The organism is Saprospiraceae bacterium (assembly GCA_026129545.1).
Lineage (GTDB): Bacteria > Bacteroidota > Bacteroidia > Chitinophagales > Saprospiraceae > M3007.
The window spans coordinates 1672781-1687932 of sequence record JAHCHX010000001.1 but is presented as its reverse complement, the minus strand read 5'-3'; the positions used below and the strand labels follow the sequence as shown (position 1 = coordinate 1687932).

At 50.3% G+C, this 15152-nt stretch carries 12 protein-coding genes; all 12 read right to left on the bottom strand.

The genetic code is table 11. The annotated features are described in order from the left end of the window. Positions 1-5: 5 nt before the first annotated feature. On the bottom strand, positions 6-1028 hold the full coding sequence (locus KIS77_06400; protein ID MCW5921949.1) for a glycosyltransferase family 4 protein: 1023 nt from the start codon (positions 1026-1028) through the stop codon (positions 6-8). After that, positions 1025-2101 (bottom strand): hypothetical protein, encoded by a 1077-nt coding sequence (locus KIS77_06395; GenBank protein ID MCW5921948.1) that lies wholly within the window; start codon positions 2099-2101, stop codon positions 1025-1027. Before KIS77_06395 ends, KIS77_06400 begins: the two co-directional genes overlap by 4 nt. Before the next feature lie 30 nt (positions 2102-2131). Further along, positions 2132-3340 carry a GNAT family N-acetyltransferase gene (locus KIS77_06390; protein MCW5921947.1) on the bottom strand — a complete coding sequence of 403 codons (1209 nt, stop codon included), beginning with the start codon at positions 3338-3340 and terminating at the stop codon, positions 2132-2134. Continuing rightward, complete coding sequence (locus tag KIS77_06385; protein ID MCW5921946.1) at positions 3337-5133, bottom strand: hypothetical protein; 1797 nt, start codon at positions 5131-5133, stop codon at positions 3337-3339. Before KIS77_06385 ends, KIS77_06390 begins: the two co-directional genes overlap by 4 nt. 19 nt (positions 5134-5152) lie before the next feature. Further along, complete coding sequence (locus KIS77_06380) at positions 5153-6307, bottom strand: polysaccharide deacetylase family protein (GenBank protein MCW5921945.1); 1155 nt, start codon at positions 6305-6307, stop codon at positions 5153-5155. Then, on the bottom strand, positions 6294-7358 hold the full coding sequence (locus KIS77_06375) for a glycosyltransferase family 4 protein (GenBank protein MCW5921944.1): 1065 nt from the start codon (positions 7356-7358) through the stop codon (positions 6294-6296). Before KIS77_06375 ends, KIS77_06380 begins: the two co-directional genes overlap by 14 nt. Before the next feature lie 3 nt (positions 7359-7361). Continuing rightward, positions 7362-8843 (bottom strand): hypothetical protein, encoded by a 1482-nt coding sequence (locus tag KIS77_06370; GenBank protein MCW5921943.1) that lies wholly within the window; start codon positions 8841-8843, stop codon positions 7362-7364. Continuing rightward, positions 8806-9861 carry a hypothetical protein gene (locus KIS77_06365; protein ID MCW5921942.1) on the bottom strand — a complete coding sequence of 352 codons (1056 nt, stop codon included), beginning with the start codon at positions 9859-9861 and terminating at the stop codon, positions 8806-8808. The genes KIS77_06370 and KIS77_06365 overlap by 38 nt, the downstream gene beginning before the upstream one ends. A 139-nt stretch (positions 9862-10000) precedes the next feature. Next, a complete protein-coding gene (locus tag KIS77_06360; GenBank protein MCW5921941.1) occupies positions 10001-11185 on the bottom strand; it encodes a DegT/DnrJ/EryC1/StrS aminotransferase family protein in 1185 nt (394 codons plus the stop codon). Positions 11186-11379: 194 nt separating this feature from the next. Further along, on the bottom strand, positions 11380-12294 hold the full coding sequence (locus KIS77_06355) for an NAD-dependent epimerase/dehydratase family protein (GenBank protein ID MCW5921940.1): 915 nt from the start codon (positions 12292-12294) through the stop codon (positions 11380-11382). 190 nt (positions 12295-12484) lie between these two features. Further along, entirely contained in the window at positions 12485-13411 is a 927-nt protein-coding gene (locus KIS77_06350; protein ID MCW5921939.1) for a glycosyltransferase family 2 protein, read from the bottom strand. Between the two features lie 270 nt (positions 13412-13681). Beyond that, positions 13682-15133: a lipopolysaccharide biosynthesis protein gene (locus KIS77_06345; protein ID MCW5921938.1), complete on the bottom strand. Its 1452-nt coding sequence runs from the start codon at positions 15131-15133 to the stop codon at positions 13682-13684. Positions 15134-15152 lie beyond the last annotated feature (19 nt).

Genomic DNA, 15152 nt, shown 5'->3' with positions numbered 1-15152 from the left:
AATGTTTACGCCTGCAATCGTTCGGTTTGGGATGGTCGTGCTCCTAATTTTTTGTTTGACACTTGCTCGTATATGCCGATGACCTTTCTTGCTGTGCTCTCTGCATCCAAACCCAATGCCAGTATTCGCTCTCGGCCTTTTGTGCGGCCATATTTTTCGGAATACTGGAGCGCGTGGCGCAATTTTTTTGCAAAATCGGCGGGCTTGTGGGAGGGCGAGAGGTAGCAGCCGGGGGTGTCGCCCAACACCCATGCCACATCGCCCACGTTTGTGGCAACGATGGGGCAGTTGCAGGCCATGGCCTCTTTCACCAGATTGGATGCTCCCTCAGAAAATGAACTGACGACGAACACATCGGCGATGTTGAGGTATTTTGACACCGCATGATGCGATATTTTGTATCGGATGAGCAGTTCCACATCCGGCTTGTTCAGAATCTCCAAGGCGGCTTCCACCAGCGCCACGTTTTTGTTGGGGTCGGAAGGGTCAGCGAGGAACAGGACGTATTGGGTGTTTTTGTCCAGCCCTAGTTCTTTTCTATGGATTTTCTCTTGTGCCTTGAATCTTTCGAGCCTGACGCCATCAGGAATGAGGTGACATCTTTTTCGGGTGATGGTGGCTGCTGCTATTTGTTGTGACTTGCATATTGTGGCCGACATGAAAGGCTGGACGATTTTCCCAAGCGCCGCCAACAACTTGCTCCTGAGGGTTCGTTTTCCCTGTCCGGTGAAGCTGCCGAGCACATCGGGGCCATCATAGGATAGCACGAGTGGCAGGCGACCGAACGCCGCCAATGCTGCCACCCACCCCGACAGGGCGTGGTGCGCGTGGACGATGTCCACAGGCTCAGATTTCAGATGTCTGCGCAAAGACCGGGCGCTGCGCCAATGGTGGGCAGCGCTCCCGCCTTTCACCGTGAAATAAGCCACGTCCACTCCTTCTGCCGCGAGGGAATCGCCCAGCGAGCGGGTAGATGGTGCGACATTCTGATACTGACTGCTGCCGCTGACCACGAAAAGTACTTTCATCGTTGGATTTCCAATTGATTGGAAGTCAGCACTTCCACAAAGTATTCGAGGCGGAGCAGGTAGGATTGATATTTGTTGAAATCGCCGGGTTCAAAGACCCATTGTTTGTCGTGGAGGCAATAACGACCCGGTACACCGTCCACAAGCATCTGATAGGGGTCGCTCTGGCCAAAGGTGCATTGCATTTCGTTGACTAGCCAACGACCATCGGCGGCTTCGAAGATATCCACCGATTGGGAGCGAAAACGACGCTTGTCGGTCACTTCTTTTACGAAGTCGAGCAGTTCGGGAGGAGGGTTTTCGTATCCCTTGATGAGGCTGCCGCTGGCTTTCTCGCCCTTCACCATTTTTTTGTGGGCAAAAAAGGAGTCGCCGATGCGCACGCAGCGCCACTCATATTGGTGGGGAATGTATTCTTGGAAAATGACGTAGTCTTTCTGGACTTCGGAGCCTTCCGCCCGATAGTGTCGGAGGCGCTCCATGAAGGCTTTCGGGTTGCTCAGTTTTTTGATGGCTCGCACCACCAAGCCGCTTTTTTGAAAATTAGGGCCTATGCTGCGGGCGGCGCCTTTGCCGGAGAAGGTGTCTTTTACATATTCGACAGCTTCGTCGTTCGATTTCAGGATGGACACCCCGCGCCCCGACGCGCCAATGTTTGTTTTGCCCACGATGGGCGTTGGGGTGTTTGAGACAAAATCGAGTGCCTCATGCTGTTCATAAAACACCCAGGTCTTGGGGTGCGGGATGTCGTTGGCGGCAAGCCAGTAGGAAAGATATTTTTTGTTCTCGTAGATCTCGATTTCTTCCAAAAAAGGAAAAACAGGCAGGCCAAGAATGGTGTGAAGGATGCGTACCCGCTCGTCGTACATGTTTTTGCTGACGTTCGTGATGTTGGGGGGCATGGCGAGCAGCCCGTCGAAACGACCGTTTTTCACGATTTCCAACCAATCGGAGTGCCCGATGTCCACCGTCTGTTGTTCCACAAAATCCCGCATCTCGTGACAGACGGTTTCCCACAGTTGGTAGTCTTTGTCAATTTCGATTTTCAAGATGGCGAGCCGAAGTTTTCTCATTGTGTTTTGATTATCGGATTTGGAAATGAATCAGTCTTGAGGTTCGTGTTGTTTTTTGGGGCGAAGCAGGGGTTTCATTTTTTCGACAAAAAATTGTTTGATTCCGGGGTGGGCGCTGACTTGTTCTCGGAGTATTTGCTTGATTTTCACTCTGAGGATGAAGGAGATATTGGAGAAGGGCGACAGCGAGATTTCGTTTAGTTCGCGCTCTTTGTTGGTGTAGGCGTATTTGTAAGGCTCTGCGCCTTCGCCAAAATCAAGGATATTGAGGTTGTGGTTTTTCATCCATTCGGCGATGACCAGTATCAATGCTTTGCCGGGGCTGTATTTGTAGTAGTCGTCATCGTAGGCGGTGGAATGGTGTATGAGCGAGTTTTGCTGGATGAGGCAGATAACGAAGGCGATACGCTCTCCATTCACTTTCACGGCGAAACGCACGAGGGTTTGGTCTTGAATCCACGCCATGAGGCAGTTTTTCAAAAAAAGTTGCTCCGACGCGTCCTCATAGCGCGAGGGGCTGCGGGTGCCTTCCCAACGCTTGATGTGCAACGTGCAAAACTTGCGCACCCACTCATCTAAATCGTGCGCGTCCGTGAGTATTTCGTACTCTCCTCCCAGCTGGCTTTTGATACGGTTGACTCGGTAGCGCAGCTCCCGGGAACTGTTCAATTTGTCGAACAATGCCTTGGGAGATTCTTCCTCCAGAATGGGACAGACCGAACGGCTCGACACATTCCAGAACAGACCGCTGTTGTTCGCCGCTCTTATAAACGCAGGGGAATATGATGCCCACAAGGGGAGAACGCGCATCTGAATTGTCCATCGCCGTTCCTTCACCGTCATAAGAAAGCAATCAAAAAATTCGTCAATCTCCTCATGGGTGCAGGACTTGTGCAGCACAAAAAAGTTGTGGTCGGCTTTCACATCCGTCAGCAGTCTCAGCATGCTGTTCTCTTTTCGGAAAAACACCATGCCCTTCGACTCGCCGTTTTTGCTGAATTTCAATATCGCCAAATTATCCTTGTATCTATCCGCCAGATACTGAATGTAGTGAGGCGATTTGAATACTGGCTTGTGTAAGCTGTTGTGCCAGAGCTCGCTGAATTCGAGCCAGAATTCTTGGCCGGGAAACGATTCGATGATAGATGCGGTCATAGGTTGCCGACTACCGTCGGCGGTTTGGTTGGTGGGGTTCGGAGTGGCAAACACGATGGTGTTGTTGGCTTGCACGTCTTTCAAGTTTGAATGGTTGGTACATCTTGAGCAATCGGTACCGACGCGACATCGGCTGCTTGCCAACCCGTCGCAATGGAGTACATCTTGATATGCTTGTCAATATCGTGCCCCAATGGAATCTCGGCGTTGGCTCTTTCAAGATACGGGCGGAAAAGCGATGAGGTTGCGTCTGTCAATTGTCGTGCGATGGTCAAATGGTATTTCTGGATGAAGGCTTCCACAGAGTTGTCGTCTATGTCATTTCGGTTCAGGTATTTGTGCCACACGACGCGGCTTGCCAACAGGGGCAATCGCCAAGGCTCCAACACGTCGGCGGGGCTATACCCTTTGTTGGTGTTCAGATGGTAGAGCTGAGGGGCGATTTGGCGGATAAAGGTGGCGTAAAACACTTGCCCTTTCATCCGCTTGCTTTTCATTTTTTCAAACAAACGGGCGTGCACGCCTGACCATATCGTTTTGTTCAGTTCTTGGAACAAATGTAGGTTGAGGTAGGGTGTCCGGTTGTTGAGATATGTGCTTTGCATCACCAATTCTGCGCCAAAGTATTTTCTAAAAATCTCGTTGAACACAAAATGGTAAAATTTGTGGTTGGCATCCCAACCTTGCATCTTGACAAGGTAATTTTCGATGTCCGCGATGAGGGATTCAATCTCCTCTTTGAAGAAATTTTTGTCCCAATACTGGGCAGCCTGCCGCAAATAATCCTTCCAAGAATCATCGGTTGACGAAAAAACGCGAATCAGGTACTCACTGAGCATCACGCCGGGTTCGTGTAGGGCGCGGAAGAGTTCGCTGCCAAAATTGCCGGTGAGAATGTAGTTTGTTCGTTCGGACAAGGAGCGGGCGGCGTAATGATAGTGGGGGCGCCCCCAATTGCCGTTGTACTCGGTCAGTTGCATGAATTTCCGACCTGAATCAAGGGAATGCTGTTCCACATACACGCGGTCGAGCAGAATAGGCCAATAAGGGATGCCGATTTTTGTGGCTTGCGCGGCAGGCATACTTACGTCGGTGGAGTCCGGTCGCCCAAAACTGTATGCCACGAACTCGCGGTTTGCTTTTTGCGCCGCTGCCACGAGTGTGCGCCCGTCGAATCCGCCTGTCAGCGAGACCGCGAAAGGCTCGTCGGGGAAGAACAATTCGGTTTCGCGCTGGAAAAGGGCTGCCAGCTCCGACAGGCAATCCCGGGTGGTGTGCGTGGGGGTGCCGAAGTAGTCGCTCACCTCAAAAGTGCCAGATACTTTTGTGCTATTTTCCCCGATATCAAGATAGCGGTGCGCGTCCAGCAGGTGTATGTTGGCCCACCATGTAGAGTTGAAAAAAGGGTAGTTGAACAGGAGGCGTTCGAGCAAGTTGCGCTTGTCTTTGACATCGGCGTTGGTTTGTCGGGCGAGCGTGAAGGCCGACGAACTGACGAGCGTGCCGTGTTTCTCAAAGTGGTAATATATAGGGTAAATCGCGCCGAACGAAGTGCCACATTTGAAGTGTCCCCTTGCCGACGATGACATGTAGAACCAGTAGTAGTGACCTTTGATTTTGTTGAAAAGGAGGTCTAGGTGCACGTTGTCGGCAGTGGACACGATGCGCTCAAACAGATTTTCCTCCGGCTGAAAGATGGGGTCTCCCAAAAGCAGGAACTTGCCTGTCGGCACTTCAAATTCCAACAACTTTTGCTTGCCGACTTGTATGTAGAGCGCATTGGCTTCGGGAATAGACGGCAGTGCCGCCCCTTCCTGCAAGCGCATGATGTCCGTCTGGATATTTTCCGACGGTCTTATGTCGAGGTAAAAAAACATGGTTCGGTCTTTTTGCCAATCATTTGCCCATAGCCCGGTTTTTCCACTCGTTCAATTGGGTGATGGCATGATAAGGCTGTCTGTGATAGTGCGCAGCCAGTTTGAAACTAAATTTTTGACGGCTCATCCATGGCCCATTGTCAAAGTCGCCGCCTATGCGCGGGATGCGGTCGGTATTATTCTGCTCGCGCGTCATCTTGCCGGAGGTGGTGGCGGCGTAGCCTGCTTCTCTGGCAAGCGTATGTGCGGCGGTGCTGTTGTCGCCGTGTGGCCAGCAAAGAAATTGAACAGGTTTGCCGAGTTTTTCCTCGATGATTCTTTTGGAGTCAACAATCTCGTAGTGAAGGCGAGCGCGGAAATCCTCATCCTTCTCCATGCTCTCTAGTATCTTTCCTGCTCTGGCGTATTCGTCGGTTAGTTGCCGGACTGCTTTTTCATATTCAGGGCGTTCCGTTTCGTTTTGCGGTTGATGCTTGGTGGCGAGTTCGCTGACTTCTTTTGAAAAATCGGCACTGATAAAATGCTTTCGGGCCACTACCGCCGATGTTTCCTCAAACAGCGGGGTACCCCATGGCAGCCTTTTTTCAAAATCAGGGTCGCGCACATAGGTGGCCCTCAGCTCTGGGTGGGCATTCAATATGGGATGGTAGCCCGAAAAGCCACCGTAGTAGAACCCTCTCAAATTGGTGGAGCAGGTGTATTTGGCGTGGGTCATCGTGTGTGACTGCACATCCACGATGCCCGATTCCTGCATGATTTTGAGCTCATCCCAAGAAAGATAACCCAACGCCTCCAGCTCATCCTCCTTGCACTGGCCGTTCCAGACATCTTCCAAAGTGGGGCGCACGATGGAACGCGGCTCTATACATTCAGGAGAGACGAAGATGGTGAACTTCATGCCGTATTTTTTGGCAACCGGCCAAGCATACACCCAATTGTCGAGCAGGCCGTCGTCGAAGCTGAGGCACACTTCTTTACCTTTGGCCGATTGGTGGCCGATGCGGATTCGGTACCAATCATCTAGAAAGATGGATTGATAATGATGTCGCTTCAGCCAAGCCAATTGCTGCTCAAAGCTCGCCAACTTGATGGTCAAGAACTTGAGTAGCCAACTCTCGAACATATTGGGCGCGACCGAGTGATAGTAAAATATCGGCGGACTAATGTTTTTCATAGACTTTTTCTATCTGCTTTAAATGGTTTTCTATGCTGCATTGCGCCTCAATGGAATCACTGATTTCCAAAGCGGCTTGTGCCAAGTGGGGGAAATTGTCTATTGCTTTCAGGAAATTCTTTTTAATTAAGTCGTATTGTTGAGGGCTGCCCAAAACAAAACCATTTCCTTGCCCAAAAATTTCCTCGAACACAGGCACGTCGCTGGTCAAAGTAGGGAGGCCAGTCAGAAGCGCTTCGGCAATAACGTTGCCAAACGATTCGTGTGCGCTCAAAAACAAGAAGATGTCCAAAGAGGCATAGAACGACGGAATATCCTTCAGATACCCATGAAAGAAAATGCGGTCTGCGAAGCGCGTCGCTTGGGCTTGTTGCTCCAATGCTTCTTTCAAAGGGCCTTCGCCCGCAAAGTGCAGTTCCAGTTCGGGATGTTGGTCTGCCACCTCTTCAAAAAGCCGAATGAGCAACTCCGTGTTTTTCCCTTCCCAAAGCCTTCCTGCATAACCGATGCGCTTTACGCTTGTGCGCAAGTGTTTTTTTGCCGCAAATTTCTGCACATCGAAGCCGTTGTAGATGACCTCGGTTGGCACGGGCAGCACCTTTTCCCTAAATATGGACGCGCTGTATTTTGAATTGGCGACGAAGGTGGCTTTCACCTTGGGCAGAAGCCTTTTTACCCATCGCCAGCCCGCCCCCAAATAGATTTTTTGGAGCGCGGATTTCCAATAAATCGTGCCGTGAATGTGGTAAATCACATTTTTCCCGCCCGCCAGCAGATGAAGCAACAGAATGAGCGGCCCCACGCTTTGTAGGTGAAAAATGTCGTCGCGATACTTGCGGCAATACCGATAATACTGCCAGTAAGGGCGCAGCTTTCCACTGTTGCCTGCCGCCACCTCTACTTTCGACTCGTCGTATATTTGGTACCAGTTGGGGCGCAAACCATAAGCATAGAGCTTTCTATGCTGATAAAAGTATTCGCTATACTGTTTGACCACCAACTCTAAGCCACCTGGCCCGATTTGCCACATGACGTAATGCACTGGTTTCATAGTCTATTTGTGTTCTTCTGAAAGTTGGTACATCAAAGCCGCCATACTGAAAAAGACAGCTTGGATAATGCCTATGGTGACATATTGGTAATAAGAGAAAAACTGTTGCGAGGAGGAGTGCAACATAAACCAAGCAAGAAAGAACAGGGGGAAAAGTCGGAGGGAGTGCGTGTAAGGACTACCCCTTGTCTGATTGAGGCTGCGGAAAAACAGCGTCACCCCAAAATAGAGGAAAAACAAGTGCATCAGAGCATATCCGATGATGCCTGAGTGTAGCAGTATATTTTGATTGCCGACGTGGAAGTCATTGGCATCCATGAACTCATTGGAAAATCCCCATCCCGTTAGCGGTGATTCCGCCCATTTTTTCATCACCGCGGGGCCGCGCGTGTTGAGGCGTATCAGGGTGCCGCCCGCCGTGGTGTCGCCTTCTGCCAGTTTTTCCAATGTCAAGAGGCGTTTCACCGCGTTTTGTATCTGCACGCCTATGATCGGCAAGGATTGCGCGCCAAAGAGAAAAATGCCACCCAATATCGCGATAGTGACGAGTCGTCGTGGGCTAAGCTGCAGCACAAAAAGCATGGCCAATACCAACGACAAGCTAAAACTCAATACCCAACCTCTCGTGGCAGAGAGAAAGACAGAAGCGAAATTGGCCATGACGACGGCAAAGCACAGCCAGACCGGAAGATACTTGCCCGGCTTGAACGCCAAAAAGAAAAGCGCCCCAAAGTACGATATCAGCAAAATTGCCTCATTGTAGAGGCCGCGATAGGTCTTCTCCTTCGACACTTTTATCGCAAACCACGCCTTGTTTGCCACACCAGCATATTGTGGGGGGCTTTGCGAAGTGGCGATGGTGAATACCTGCGCCCCCAACGCGGCAAATGCCACCAGAAAAAGATAAAGGAATAAATCGCGGTATTGCCTTACGTTGGTAAATAGTCGGGGAATTGAATAGAGCAAAAAAAGCGGCGCAATCCATTTAATAAGCCTGAACTGCACATTTATCTCCATATCCACACCGATGACGTATCCTTGGACCAACAAGAAGATGGTGTATATCAGCAATATCGTCAAAAACCCGGAGTAAAATATTCGGTGATTGAGCGGCCTGCTGGCGGCTTTCACCAATGTCAGCCAAATGTATATTTGGCCGACCTCAGCCTCCGGCAGGCCCGGCAAAACGGAAATGTTCGTTTTGTATAAGCCAAAAAAGCCAAAAAAGCCATCGGACATTGTTAGGAAAAACGCAAGCCAGAAGGCTTCGTCCTTAGAGCGGAAGTAAGCAACTAAGGTGCCGAGAAAAAAAATGTCGCCGATGAAGTTCGGAACGTAATAGTTCGCCCCAATGGACAACATGACCAGCACGACGAACTCAGTCAGTTTCCGAATGTCTGAGCGGTCGGAGGTCGGCTCTGCGTGCGTCGCATCGGGAGCAGCTTGCTCAGCGGAGACGTAAGGTGTTGGATAAGAAATCTGCATTGTTTGGGATGGAGTATTTTTCTTCCATGACTTTTCGCATCCACCGTACCTTTTCGACGCGCTTGTCCTCATGTTGGAGGTAGTAGCGCACGATTTCGGGGGCTTCCTCGAAATTCTTCACCGCAGGCACATCGGCATCGCCGAATATCTCCACCACGTTTTGCTGCCATTCCAGGATGGGCAGCGCGCCGGAGCAAAGGGCTTCCACAAAGCGCCAGTGAATGGCATGGAGGAGGCCGGGATTAGCGTCAACTGGGGCAAATTTGGTGGCGTTGTACATATCGTTCAGTTTTTCCACCGTGATATGCCCACTGCCTTGACGCGGTTTGTAACGTTTTTTGAGTTCGGGAAAATAACCAAACCAGCGCACCCACGATTCGTCGCCGTGTATCTGCAAGTCGAATTCCGTGAAACAGCTCAAAAACTTCGCCTTCTTCATGCCCCAACTGGTCTTGTAGCACATACCCACATACAGCACCTCCGATTTCAATTCATCGTACTTTTCCGGCGAGAGTTTTTTCTCAAAATGCTGGTTGACTGGAAGGTTGGGGTAAAGGTAATGTATGTTCTTGATGCCCAATTTTTTCATTGCGTCCACCCAGAAAGAATCGTAGGTGTAAATCGCGTCGGCATGAAAGAGAATGGGCAGAAAATGTCGGTTGGTGGGGGTGTAGTAAGGGCAGTCGCCAAGGAAAAAGGCAATCTTGGAGCCTCTCTTTTTGAAATACTCAATCGTGTCGGGCACCAACAATTCGTTGTTGTATATGAACACCAAGTCGGGTTTCAGACGCTCATATTCTTGCCTGTAAAACTTGTTGATGCGCTCATAGTAGTATCCCTCCCATTTGAGGCGGTACTTGTCGGGCAAGCGGTACATCTGTGTGTTGACTTTTTCTTGCCAACCTTGCACAAGATGGTAATAGTCAATGGTTTGTATTTCGCCACCCATATAGGTGAATAGTTCCTTGAAGGTATGGTGAAAACCATATCGTTCGGGGACGAGCAGCAAGACTTTCATCGTGTATGTTTTGATAGGTTTTGTATGGTGTGATGAGGGTTGATGAGGTTTTTTTATTCAATCCGTAGGGCATTTTGATTGAAAGCGCGTGCACATCTCACCTCTCATCAACTTTTATCAACCCTCACCAACCACAATTTCAGAGATTGGAGAACACTTTCACAACTGCTTCCGCCACCTTCTCGCGTTCGTCCACCGTCAAGGAGGGATAGATGGGGATGCGGAGCAGGCGGTTGAAAAAGGTCATGGAGCCGGGGAAGTCGGCATCGGTGCCGAGGTCTTTGTAGTATTTGTTGCGGTGGAGCGGTGTGTAATGCACATTCGCCATCACGCCTTCAGCCCGGAGCGCATCCATTATCCAGTATTTCTTTTCGGCGGGCACCAGTAGGCCAAACAAGTGCCAGTTGTGTTCCGCGCCTTCGGTGATTTGCAGAAAATCGAGGCCGGGCAAACCTGTCAGCGCCTTCAAATAAAACGCTGCAATCTCGCGGCGCTGCCCGTTCATCTCGTTAAGGCGGGCCAGTTGGGTCACGCCCATGGCACCGTTGATGTTTGATTGCACATAGCTGTTTCCCTTGTTCACATACTCATAGTAGCCGCGTGTCACGTTGTCGGTCAAGAAGGAGTATTTGTCTGTGCCCTTTTCGCGCATGATTTTGATGAGGTCGGCAAATTCGTCATCGTTGGTCACGATGGCACCGCCTTCGCCAGTCGTCATGTTTTTGGTGCCATGGAAAGAAAAGGTGCTGACATGGGCTTGATTGCCTGTATAGAAGCCTTTGTACTTCGAGCCGATGGACTGCGCCGAGTCCTGTACGACATAGAGGCCATGCTTGCGGGCAATGGCGTTGATTTCATCCATTTCGGCAGGGTTGCCTGCGTAATCCACGGGCATGATGGCCACCGTTTTTGGGGTGATGTAGGATTCCAATTTCTCCACGTCGAGGTTCCCGTTGTCGGGGCGCACATCGGCAAGCACGATTTTCAGGTTGTTCAGAATCGGGCCTAACGCAGTGCTGGTGTAGGTGAAATTGGGCACAATCACTTCACTTCCCGGGGGGAAGTTTTTAATCATAAAGGCCAAATCGAGGGCAGTGGTGCAAGAGTTGAGAAACAAAACATGCTTCACGCCCAGATAGGCGGCGAGGCGTTTTTCAAACTCGCGGCAAGCAGGCCCATCGCCGCTCACGAACGTGGTGCGCATGGCTTCCGCCACCGCTTGGATGTCTTCTTCCGCGATGGTGGGTTTGTGAATCAGGATGGGCTCTTTCGAGATGGGTTGGCCACCATTGATGGCAAGTTCGGTAGATTGCAGAGCAGTCATCGGGTGTTGCTGACTTTTTTTTCCGTGAACAAATTTTTGTTTTTGAAGGGGATGAAAGATTAAAACAAGTAGGGTCTTATACCCTGATTCGCCAAGATTTGTCAGATGCTTGAGATTGCTCTTCCTGATTTTGAATGAAGCAGGAGTTCACATGTGCTGAAAACTTGACGGCGCGAAGTATATCCACGTCAATTTTAGTGGTTGTCCTCGTACCACTTGATTGCTTGGGCCACGCCTTCACGAAACGGAATTTCAGGTCGCCAGCCAAGCAGTTGCTCGCCGCGCGTGCCATCCACCGTTTTGTAGGCGGCACCGTCGGGCTTGGTGGGGTCGAGTTTTATTTCGCCTTGATAACCGACGAGTTCCTTGATGAGTTCGCACATTTCGATGACCGATATGCCTTGCCCAACGCCTATGTTTACAAAATCTTCTGTGGCAGGCATTTGGATGCTGCGTATCATTGTTTCTGCGCCATCGTCCACGTGCATCCACTCGCGCACGGGCTTGCCGCTGCCCCACACATTCACGAAAGGGGCGCCAGAGCGTTTGGCTTCCACGAATTTCATGATGAGTGCGCCCAGAGCGTGCGAGCGCTCTTCCTCAAAGTGGTCTTCGGGGCCATACATGTTGGAGAGCACTATGTTGATGATGTCCATGCCGTATTGCCGATGAGCGGCCCACGAACCCACCCAAAACGCCTTGCGGACAAAGCCATAGACCAAAACGGATTCGTGCATGGGGCCATCCCATATTTCTGGCTCCTTGAAGAGCGTGGCCTTGGCAGGATAGACGCAGTTGGAAATCGGATTGACGATGCGTTTCACGCCGGTCTGTCGCGCAGCTTTGAGGATGTTGACGTTCATCAGGAGGTTGTTCTCGAAGAGGTCAACGGGGTACTTGTAGCCAAATTGGATGCCGCCGACGAAGGAGGCGCAGTTCAATAGGATTTCGGGTTTTTCTTTTTCAAAAAATCCGATGGCTTGTTCCCAATCTCTCAAATCAACGCCGAGGCTCAATGAGGTGACAGTGGGTTGTTCGCCGCGTTCCTTCAATTTCTTGACAATTCGCCTTCCCAAAAATCCGGTGGCACCGGTTACTGCGATTTTCATTAGCAGGTTGCGATAGTGTTTTGATTTATGATGTAAAGTCCAAATTGCATACCAATATGGTCGAATGCTCCGATTTTTGAAGATTGATTCGATTGAACAGATTGAAAACCTTCGGGCTACCATTTTCAAAATCGCCTTGTTCGACCCTGTGCTTGGGGGGCTGATATGTGCCAGCCATCATGTAGGGCATTCAGTCATTGCTGACGACGGGGTGCTGCACCAAAGTCGGAAAATTGTATTCGCGCAGGGTTGCCAGCACTTTCAGGTGCACGCGCTTGAAGGGGCCGTTTATTCCTTTGGCGATTCTGAAGTATTGATAGGCGAGGTTGTATAGGCCTCGTTGGTCTCCTTTGGAGGCTTTTTTCAAAAATTCCAAGGTCTTGTCTTTTTGCCCAAGCATATAGTAATCGGTGGCTGCCGCAAATTCCCACCATGCGGTCTCCATGGGAGGAAAGATGTCTTTGCCGCGTTCGAGCAGCACTAAGCGGGCGCGCACTTTTTTTTCGGTGGCGGTGCTGGCCGAGTCTTCGGTGGGGTAGGTGACGGACACGATGTCGTCGTGCAGGGCGAAAGTCTCGTGAGCGGCCAAGCGGGCGCTCAGTTCGATGTCTTCCAACGGAGCGGCTGCTTGGTCAAAACCTCCCACCTTGTCGAGCAAGTCTTTGCGAATCATCCAGCGCGAGGGGAAGCCGGTGCAGGATGCTTTCAATTCCAGTTTTTGCACCTCGAGCACTGCTCCTGTCTCGCGGTCGCACGATTGAAAGCCTGAAACCAGAAATCCGTTGCCGGATTTTTTCATGGCCTTCAGTTGTGACTCAAATCGGTGCGGCAGGTTGATGTCGTCGTCGTCGAGAAAGGCGATGTATTGCCCTTGCGACATTTTGATGCCGTAGTTGCGGGCGGAGCTCACCCCTTTTTCGGGATTCAAAAAATACTTGACTCGAGGGTCTTTCGTCGCATAAGATTGGGCCACTTCGGCGGTGTTGTCGGTGGATTTGTCGTCCACGATGAGCATTTCCCAATGCGGGTAGGTCTGCGTCAAGGTGCTCTCTATCGCGTCTTTCAAAAGATGAGCGCGATTGTAGGATGGCACGACCAAGGAGATTAAGTCAGTCATTGTTGTTGTTGATTTGTTGATGGGGGGGCTGTTTGTTGTTTGTTGTTGGTTGTTCGTTGTTTGTTGTTCGTTGTTTGTTGTTTGTTGTTCGTTGATGGTTGTTTGTTGTTGGTTGTTTGTTGTTGGTTGTTTGTTGTTGGTTGTTTGTTGTTCGTTGTTTGTTGTTCGTTGGTGGTTGTTTGTTGCTGGTTGTTTGTTGCTGGTTGTTTGTTGTTCGTTGTTTGTTGTTCGTTGTTGGTTGTTTGTTGTTGGTTGTTTGTTGTCGGTGTTTCAGCCTATTGCGGGTTTTCTTATTTTTTGCAAAACAATCTCTTGTATTTCTAAAAAAGGCTTGATTTTGAATTGATTGGAGACAAACACGGTGAACAGCGCACCGAGCGAGACCTGAATCAGGAGCGTGAGCAACGGGTGCAATGTCAGCGCTTGACCGATTAGCCAAACAAAGGTACCCAACGCCAACGCAAATAGGAAGCATGATAGGATGTCGTGGATTTGCTCCTTGAGCGGGTAGTTTATTTCGCGCCCAGCGGTGGAGGAAGTTACCAGATAATCGAGCGCCCATGTGAAAATCATGCACACTATCATGGCCTTGATGCCGAAGAAATATCCTGTGACCAACGCTGGCACCGCAATGAGTTTGGTCAAGAATTCCAACTTAAAATGTGTGCCAGATTTTCCTTTGATGACTAATATGTTGAGGTTGATGTAGTGTAGAGGATAAAAGATGCCAGCTATGCTGAGCAATTGGAGGTACGGAATCGCGTCGGCCCATTTGGGGCCAATCAGCCCCAGAATAAAGTTGTCGGCGGTGGCGGCCAGCCCAAACATCAAGGTAGCAGTGAGGAAAGTGGTGATTTGCACCAGTTTTCGATAGGCGCTTTTTAGCCGCTCGTTGTCGTCTTTGATGGTGGCCAAAGCCGGGAAACTCACGGATTGGATGACGTTGTGCAGCGTCCGCGAAAACATATCCTTGTAGCCATTGGCCCGCGTGAAAAGACCCAATTCTCTGGCACTGAAAAATTTGCCGATGAGTATGTAGTAGAGGTTGTTGTAAAATTCGAGAAACAGACGCGATGCGAGCAGTTTGGAGCCAAACCCAAAAATCTCGCGGAAAGAGGCGCGGCTAAACTCCAGCCCGAATTTTGGCCTCGAAAAAACAAACACCAACAAGGTGGAGACAATGCTTTGCACGATGCTGCGCCACACCAAGCTCCAAACGCCCCAACCTTGAAAAGCCAACACGATGGCGACTCCACCAGAGATGATATTGCTCGTCACTGAGATAGTGGCCAGCGATTTGAAGTCCATGTTTTTGGTCAGCGGCACCCTTGCTACCATGCCCAAGGCGCTGATGACGATGGTGCTGCCCATGACCCAAATGATGGGGGTCAGCTGCGCCTCGTTGAAAAACCAACTGATGCTCGGCGCAGCGACGCACAGCAGCCCATAGAACAAAATACCGGTGGCGATATTGACCAAAAAAACGGTCGAGTAATCTTTTCTCGAAGGGTCGCTTTTTCTGATGAGGGCTTCGCTGTATCCAGCCACCACGAAGGTGTCGGCGATTTCAAAAAATATCGCCAACATCCCAATCAACCCGTATTCGGCAGGCGACAGCAATCTTGCCAGAATAATCCCAAAAATGAATTGAGATATTTGGTTGGCGAAGCGGTCAACAAATGCCCACGACAACCCCTTTATCGTCTTTTGTTTCAGCGACATGGAACGAGTTCAACCCTTT

Excerpts from the sequence above, each read along its gene's own strand:
- KIS77_06395 (MCW5921948.1), bottom strand. The coding sequence starts at position 2,101 with ATGAGAAAACTTCGGCTCGCCATCTTGAAAATCGAAATTGACAAAGAC.
- KIS77_06380 (MCW5921945.1), bottom strand. The coding sequence starts at position 6,307 with ATGAAAAACATTAGTCCGCCGATATTTTACTATCACTCGGTCGCGCCC.
- KIS77_06375 (MCW5921944.1), bottom strand. The coding sequence starts at position 7,358 with ATGAAACCAGTGCATTACGTCATGTGGCAAATCGGGCCAGGTGGCTTA.
- KIS77_06345 (MCW5921938.1), bottom strand. The coding sequence starts at position 15,133 with ATGTCGCTGAAACAAAAGACGATAAAGGGGTTGTCGTGGGCATTTGTT.
- KIS77_06400 (MCW5921949.1), bottom strand. The coding sequence starts at position 1,028 with ATGAAAGTACTTTTCGTGGTCAGCGGCAGCAGTCAGTATCAGAATGTC.
- KIS77_06365 (MCW5921942.1), bottom strand. The coding sequence starts at position 9,861 with ATGAAAGTCTTGCTGCTCGTCCCCGAACGATATGGTTTTCACCATACC.
- KIS77_06360 (MCW5921941.1), bottom strand. The coding sequence starts at position 11,185 with ATGACTGCTCTGCAATCTACCGAACTTGCCATCAATGGTGGCCAACCC.
- KIS77_06370 (MCW5921943.1), bottom strand. The coding sequence starts at position 8,843 with ATGCAGATTTCTTATCCAACACCTTACGTCTCCGCTGAGCAAGCTGCT.
- KIS77_06350 (MCW5921939.1), bottom strand. The coding sequence starts at position 13,411 with ATGACTGACTTAATCTCCTTGGTCGTGCCATCCTACAATCGCGCTCAT.
- KIS77_06385 (MCW5921946.1), bottom strand. The coding sequence starts at position 5,133 with ATGTTTTTTTACCTCGACATAAGACCGTCGGAAAATATCCAGACGGAC.
- KIS77_06355 (MCW5921940.1), bottom strand. The coding sequence starts at position 12,294 with ATGAAAATCGCAGTAACCGGTGCCACCGGATTTTTGGGAAGGCGAATT.